This is a genomic window from Pirellulales bacterium (assembly GCA_036490175.1).
Taxonomy (GTDB): domain Bacteria; phylum Planctomycetota; class Planctomycetia; order Pirellulales; family JACPPG01; genus JACPPG01.
In genome coordinates this window covers 1-6,839 of record DASXEJ010000389.1, presented here as the reverse complement: position 1 = coordinate 6,839, position 6,839 = coordinate 1, and the positions used below count along the sequence as shown (strand labels likewise).

At 58.9% G+C, this 6,839-nt stretch carries 6 protein-coding genes and 1 tRNA gene; 3 read left to right on the top strand and 4 right to left on the bottom strand.

Going from position 1 to position 6,839, the window contains the following annotated elements; genetic code table 11:
• The 4 genes from VGG64_29835 to VGG64_29820 all read right to left on the bottom strand — a co-directional run.
• A partial coding sequence (locus tag VGG64_29835) for a maltose acetyltransferase domain-containing protein (protein ID HEY1603840.1) occupies positions 1–414 on the bottom strand: 414 nt, incomplete at its 3' end.
• A gap of 379 nt (positions 415–793) precedes the next feature.
• On the bottom strand, positions 794–2,068 hold the full coding sequence (locus tag VGG64_29830) for an aminotransferase class III-fold pyridoxal phosphate-dependent enzyme (GenBank protein ID HEY1603839.1): 1,275 nt from the start codon (positions 2,066–2,068) through the stop codon (positions 794–796).
• A 384-nt stretch (positions 2,069–2,452) separates the two neighbouring features.
• A complete protein-coding gene (pgm, locus tag VGG64_29825) occupies positions 2,453–4,111 on the bottom strand; it encodes a phosphoglucomutase (alpha-D-glucose-1,6-bisphosphate-dependent) (protein ID HEY1603838.1) in 1,659 nt (552 codons plus the stop codon).
• A gap of 222 nt (positions 4,112–4,333) precedes the next feature.
• Positions 4,334–4,702 (bottom strand): hypothetical protein, encoded by a 369-nt coding sequence (locus VGG64_29820; protein HEY1603837.1) that lies wholly within the window; start codon positions 4,700–4,702, stop codon positions 4,334–4,336.
• Positions 4,703–4,842: 140 nt separating this feature from the next.
• On the opposite strand from VGG64_29820, the gene VGG64_29815 reads away from it, so the two are divergent.
• The 3 genes from VGG64_29815 to VGG64_29805 all read left to right on the top strand — a co-directional run bounded on the left by VGG64_29815 (position 4,843) and on the right by VGG64_29805 (position 6,773).
• Entirely contained in the window at positions 4,843–5,193 is a 351-nt protein-coding gene (locus VGG64_29815) for a tyrosine-type recombinase/integrase (GenBank protein HEY1603836.1), read from the top strand.
• Between the two features lie 96 nt (positions 5,194–5,289).
• Positions 5,290–5,371 (top strand) — tRNA-Ser (locus VGG64_29810).
• A gap of 259 nt (positions 5,372–5,630) precedes the next feature.
• Entirely contained in the window at positions 5,631–6,773 is a 1,143-nt protein-coding gene (locus tag VGG64_29805; protein HEY1603835.1) for a hypothetical protein, read from the top strand.
• Positions 6,774–6,839 lie beyond the last annotated feature (66 nt).

Genomic DNA, 6,839 nt, shown 5'->3' with positions numbered 1-6,839 from the left:
CGGTTGAGAGCTTTCCCACTTGGCCCGCCGCGGTTCTGCTTCCAGCGGATGGGTCGGCGTCAGTAGTTGCACGTGCGGGCCAATCTGCACATCGTCGCCGATCGTGATGCGGGCGACGTCGAGCGCCATCAGCCCGCAATTGGCGAATGATCGCGCGCCAACAAAAATGTTATAGCCGTAGTCACAATAAAACGGTGGTCGAATCACGGTGCCTGCGCCAACGCTGCCCAGCAGTTCAAGCAGGAGTCGATCACGTTGACTCTGATCGTTGGCCGGCGTCGCGTTGTATTTGGCGTAGAGGTCCGCGGCGCGGTTTCCTTCGCGGATCAATTGTGGATCGTCACACATGTACTGATCCCCGGCCAGCATTCGCTCGCGATTCGTTCGACCATCAGGCGTAAACCGTTTGTTCATGGCGACTGCGGCTCAATAAGTTGATGACCTGCTCTGTCGACAACTTGAGCGTGGTCTTCCTGATTGTAGCGTCGGTCACGTCGACCGAAACCGGATGGCTAAATGCGTAAGGACGAACCGTCCTGATTCTCGAACGCCGCACGGTTGCTTCGTCGGTCGCCGAGTCGGCATGAAGTGCTCGCCATGCGATTCCAAGAACTCATGGGAACCGCACTAATTCTTAAGAATCCTATCTGACCACTGGTAGATGACACCGCCTGCTCTCGTGCCGGAAAGTCATGCCGTTGATGGAAACTTGCCATCGAGCACTACAGGTTACCCACTCGGTTCGTGGGTTGCTGGTGGATGCGGATCCGACGATGTGAGGGCTACGAGTTCCTCACCCGGTGGCAATGAGTGCCGCATCTAATCGCTGACAGAAGATGTCGCAAATCCGCTCGTCGTGCGCCAGCGATAGGTACAACTTGGTACCCATTGGGTTGAGAAAGATACCTTGGCGGAAAAGATCGAGCATCACTGCACGGCCTCGTGCCCTGTCGCCCTGTTGCGACGAGCGGTAATCAGTGACGGGCCTGTTCGAAAATATCACTTGGGCCAACGGTCCGTCGCCGATCGTTTGGGCCTCGATGCCGTGCCGCTCGAGGACCGCCGCAATCTGTTCGCGGAGATAACGGCCTAGGGCGTGGAGCCGTGGATAGACTCCCTCTTGCCGTAGCACCGTCAGGGACGCTCGCGCGGCCGCGGCTGAAATCGGATTGCCGCCCAGGGTCGAAGCCATCCACACGTAGCCGTCGTGACCAAGGCGGTCCTCGCGCACCAGGTCCAGAATGTCGCCCCGACCGCCGAACGCGCCGATCGGGTAGCCGCCCCCCAGCGCCTTGCCATACGCCACCAGGTCGGGCACTACGTCGTAATATTCCTGCGCTCCGCCATAGGCCAGGCGAAAACCAGTAACGACTTCGTCGAAGATCAACAGCACCTTATATTGGTCGCAAAGTTGTCGCAGTCCCTGCAGAAACCCCGGTAGCGGCGGAACACACCGCTGCAGTGGCTCGACGATTACGGCCGCGAGACGGTCGGCCGATTCAGCGACGATTCGGGCGGTCCTCTCCAGGTCATTGAACGGCGCGACCAGCACACTGTCGGCCACCAGCGCCGCGATGCCCGCACTGGAGGGATCCGGATGTGGAAAGTTGGGTGCCGAGGTGGGAAATAGACTGGTCACCCCCACTTCGTTGGCGCCGTGATAGGCCCCTTCGAATTTGAGGATCGCGGGTCGGCTGGTCAACGCCCGCGCAAGCCGCTGGCAATACATCGTCGCCTCGGTTCCCGAGGCACAAAACCGCACTGCGTCGCACGCCGGGCTGAGCCGCACCAACTCTTCGGCCAATAGCAGCGATTCTTCGGTCACGTAGGCAAAGTTCGCCCCCAGCGGCGCGCGACGCTGCGCGGCATCGACCACTTCGGGCCGGGCATGGCCCACCAGCGCCGAACCCCAACCCATCGAAAAGTCGTAGAAGTGTCGCTCCTCATCGTCCCACAGCTCGCAGCCTAGTCCACGGCGAATGACAATTGCTAGCTCGGGCGGCAAATTGAACTCGCCGTTAGAGCCCGCGGGAAAAACCGCCGCAGCGCGTGTGGCCAATCGAGACATAGCTTCGATGCTCCGATTCCGGTCCGGTCAATGATAAGGGTAGAGATGGGGTCGAACGGCCTTAACCTTTTTTTACTCATGCGCGCATGACACTCGCAACAACCCACGATTTGTTGAGACTGCCCCCCCTACCAATTTCAGTACCAGTGTCTGTGAGAGAATCGGGGCATGTTTCGTTCGCGTGTTGAGTCGGAGAGAGGTGGCGCAGCGCCGCGCGTGCGCCCAACAGGCGACTTCGCGAACGCGTCCTTCGATCCCAAATAGGCAGTGGTCATGGCCGTCGAAGGCGTCGGCGTGACGATAAGCTCATTTCGGACGCCCAATAGCCCGAAGAGAATGATTGCAGCCCTCGACAAGGGCCGCTCACGAGTGTCCTTTGGTGCGCTACGTACTGGCGCCACGCGAGCGAAGTGACTCGTTCACGATCTCCTTCGCCTCGCTCACAATCCTGTCGAGGTGGTTCTGGCCCTGGAAGCTTTCCGCATAAATCTTGTAAATGTCCTCGGTCCCGGAGGGGCGAGCAGCGAACCAGCCGCTCGTAGCTACAACCTTCAGCCCTCCGATCGGGGCATTATTGCCTGGTGCGCGCGTAAGTTTGGCAACAATCGGCTCGCCGGCCAATTCAGATACCTGCACGGCCTCGGACGTCAACTGTTGAAGTTGTTTTCGCTGTTCTATGGTCGCTGGCGCGTCTATGCGCGTGTACCAAGATGTGCCGAATTCTCGCGTGAGTTCTGCGTAATGTTCCCCCGGATCCTTGCCTGTGCGGGCAGTGATCTCGGCCGCCAGTAGGTCCATGATTGGCCCGTCCTTATCCGTTGTCCACACGCGACCGTCGTGCCGCAGGATGCTCGCTCCAGCACTCTCTTCACCACCGAAGCAGATCGAACCGTCGTATAGGCCGGGCACGAACCATTTGAATCCAACGGGCACTTCGTACATAGTTCGCCCAAGTTTGGCAACAACCCGATCGATCATGCTACTGCTGACCAGCGTCTTGCCTACGGAGGATTTCGCAGGCCAGTGAGGGCGATGCGTGAGAAGGAACCGAATGGCCACGGCCAAGAAGTGATTGGGGTTCATCAGCCCCGCAGTGGGAGTAACAATGCCATGTCGATCCGAGTCGGGATCATTAGCAAATGCGACGCGATACCGATCTTTAAGACCTACGAGCCGGGCCATCGCATTGGGACTCGAGCAGTCCATGCGAATTTTGCCGTCATGATCGACCGTCATGAACGAGAACGTTGGGTCAACAATCGGATTTACTACATCGATTTCGAGTCCATAAACCTCGTTGATGATGTCCCAATAATGCACCGCTGCACCCCCAAGCGGGTCGACTCCCAACTTCAGCTTGGCGCTGCGGATTGCTTCCATGTCGATGACATTGCGCAGGTCATTGACATAGGGGAACACGAAGTCCTCCTCGTGCGTCGTCGTGGCCTTGATGGCCTTCGACCACGGCACGCGGTCTACCTCCGCGTTATCCTCTCGCAGCAACGCGTTGGCGCGTTCCTCAATCCAGCTCGTCACATCCACATCCGCAGGGCCCCCGTTGGTCGGGTTGTACTTGAACCCACCATCTTCCGGCGGGTTGTGTGAGGGTGTGATGATGATGCCGTCCGCGAGGTGGCTCTTCCGCGTCTGGTTGTAGACGAGAATGGCCCGTGAGATGACCGGGGTCGGCGTGAAGCCATCGTCGCGCTGAATCACCGTCTCTACACCGTTGGCTGCCAGAACCTCAAGCGCTGTGCGCTGCGCGGGACCGGATAGTGCATGGGTGTCCATGCCCATGTAGAGGGGACCATCAATACCCTGCCGCCGACGGTAATCGCAGATGGCCTGAGTGATGGCCAAGATATGCGCCTCAGTGAAGCTGGCCCGCAACGGCGATCCACGGTGTCCGCTTGTGCCAAAGTGGACTCGCTGTTGGGGGTCACCCATGTCGGGCCGGCGATTAAAGTATTCTCGTTCAAGCTGGGCCACGTCGACGAGCAATTCTGTCGGGGCCGGTTTGCCCGCAAGGGCTGAGATTGGCACGGTGGGCGTTTCTCCAATGCTGTCGCCGCCGGATATTTGACGAACGACGTTCATGAGGTCCTGAGGCTATCTGATCTAAGTCTACATCGTGCGTTGAGGCCGTTCATTTCGTGCGTGCTGGCCACTGGGCATGGGCCAACCTGGTGGCACGTGCTTACGATGTGCACCCGCGACGGTCAGCGGGCGACGGGCATGTCTGATCTGAGTAAGTCGTATGTCCAATCACTTCAGCCCGTCATTTTGGGCGTCGTCCTGCGGAAGGACAATAACCTGGGTATGTGAATGACCGGTTGCGAGTATAAGCTGTTGTGCAAAAAGCCGCTTGCTGTTCCTACTCCGCACTTCGAGTGAGTATTCGCCTGCGGGGAGCATTTCGAATAGGAAATGGCCTTTAGCCTCATCCAGCGTGGAGTTGAGATTGTCTTTGTCATTCGACGAGAGTTGCACCCAGCCATCAGTGAGGGGCTTGCCGTCAATGCGTACTTCGCCTATCAGCATGGCCGCCGGAGCGAGCGAGACTTTGAGCTCGGCGGTGTCTTTCGTCCATGGCATTCGACGGCGCGTGAATCCTTCAGCAGTGACCAGGATCATGCCGTCGTCGCAAACCGGCTCAGGAAAGCTCGTCTTGCGTCTTTCTCGATATATCGTCGAGTCGTGTGAGAGTGCTCAGCAACTCCGACGGACCCTTTGCGGCCGGCTGACTGGCGTTAGCAGGCTCGACGCAGGCAGGGATGCGAGCGAGTGCGCTCAAGATCGTGGGCGTCGCCCGTGCCAACTGGACCGCACCTTGTGGCGTCTTGGGGATTGCGTCAATCTGCATAGCGAGATATAGCAGCTCGACCATCCACGACTTGCGTCACTCCCATGCCACGTTACTCTTGTCGCAAGGCGTTCATCCGAAAATCGTCCAGGAGCGACCTGGGCACTCGCAGATCAGCGTGACGATGGACACCTACTTGCACTGTCTCCCGACCATGCAGAGAGAAGCGGCGGGACGGCTGCACCGACTGTCGGTTCCGTCCACGGCGTCCGCCCCGCGACACCAAAGTCTCTGGGACAGCCAAGCGCGGCTGTTGTGGTAGGAAGTAGCAACGAAAATGGCCGTCAAACGCCGACGCAAAGCCTTATCAGGACTTTGCATCGGGAAAGAGTGAGGTAGAATCGCAGGGAGCGATTTCGGAGGGTAAGCGAATGGCTAGCGGCCACACTGGAAATGTGGTGCCCCGCAATGGGTTGCGAGTTCGAATCTCGTGCCCTCCGCTTGAGTTGCGATGAGCACCGACTGAGAAGCCATGCCGAGAACTGCACTGAAGGTTGCAACGCGGTCACGCACTGGCCGTATTTCGTCTCAGTCGGGCAGTCGCTGTTGACGCACTGGAAGCCACGTCTAAGTGCATCGCCGTCTTGCTCTGCACGCCCCGCATTACGTGGCCTTAGGAGCCGATTTTTATACCGATCCGGAATGCCCTCAGGTGTTCTTGCATCATCTCTTTAGTTCGCCTTCAGGGGACGACGGTCAATGTATCTCCTGAGCTCGTGGCGACGGTTTTTTCGATTCAGCCTGATGGCATTTCTGGCCGCCATCACGGCGCTGGCCGTATGCCTGGGCATTATCGTTGAACGCGCCCACCGACAGCGCGCCGCGGTCGCGGCCATCCGTTCGGCAGGTGGTACTGTGTATTATCCTCGGGATCGCGAAATTCAGTCCGCAGTGATGGACCCAGCAGAGATGGCGCGTGGTTCCTTGCGCCCCGCGGTGCGAGACTGGGTCGAATCCCACCTGGGCGTCGATTTTGTAGACCGGCCGACCCATTTCAACATCAACGTGAATTTCCTTCTCGGGAAGTTCGATTTCGAATCGGAACCAACCGATGCCACGCTGTCGTACCTCCGCGGTTTAGAGCCAAAGAATCTGGCCCTAAAAAGCACAGAATTTACGGACGCCGGTCTGACCCGGCTTTGCAACATACGCAGCCTGGAAGATTTCCGACTCCACGCGCCGAAAGTCACTGACGACGGGCTGCACTGGCTGAAGGACGCTCACGAGCTAAAGCGCCTCAACTTGGCCACAACCGGGGTCACGAACGCGACCCTGGCGGCCATCGCGGAGGATAGGGGGCTCACGGATCTCTGCTTGGCCGAGACGAACATCAGCGACATCGGGTTGCAATATCTGTCGGAACTAAAGAATCTGCGTTCGCTCTACCTAGCGGACACCCGCATTAGCGGGGCCGGACTGCGGCACCTGGAAGGCTTGCGGGCGCTGGTCACGCTTACTCTGACCGGAACTGACGTCGACGACGCGGGCCTCGCTACACTGCCCTTGTTACCTTCGCTCACAAAACTGGACTTAGAGCAAACCAAGGTAACCGACGCCGGCCTGGCGGCGCTAAAGAACGCGCCGAACCTGTCCGATCTGTCGCTCTTGGGAACCGCCGTCACCAGCGCCGGCATGGTCACGATTGCCGAACTGAAGGAGCTCGAAGTCCTTAACGTGTACGCGACCGACGTCGAAGACGCCGCCGGATTTGCGCCATTGCAAAACCTGCCCAAGCTCCGCGCGATTATCATCGACCAGAGTATCAGCGACGCCGAACTGGCGGAGTTCAAGCAAGCGAAACCGGCGTGCAAATTTTTGAAAGGACGGCGCCGCCTGCGCTAGACAGTGGCGGTAGATCTTTAGCTGAAGGTTCTTAAACTGAGAGCGGGTGAAGGGAATCGAACCCTC

Excerpts from the sequence above, each read along its gene's own strand:
- VGG64_29830 (HEY1603839.1), bottom strand. The coding sequence starts at position 2,068 with ATGTCTCGATTGGCCACACGCGCTGCGGCGGTTTTTCCCGCGGGCTCT.
- VGG64_29820 (HEY1603837.1), bottom strand. The coding sequence starts at position 4,702 with ATGATCCTGGTCACTGCTGAAGGATTCACGCGCCGTCGAATGCCATGG.
- VGG64_29815 (HEY1603836.1), top strand. The coding sequence starts at position 4,843 with ATGCGAGCGAGTGCGCTCAAGATCGTGGGCGTCGCCCGTGCCAACTGG.
- VGG64_29805 (HEY1603835.1), top strand. The coding sequence starts at position 5,631 with ATGTATCTCCTGAGCTCGTGGCGACGGTTTTTTCGATTCAGCCTGATG.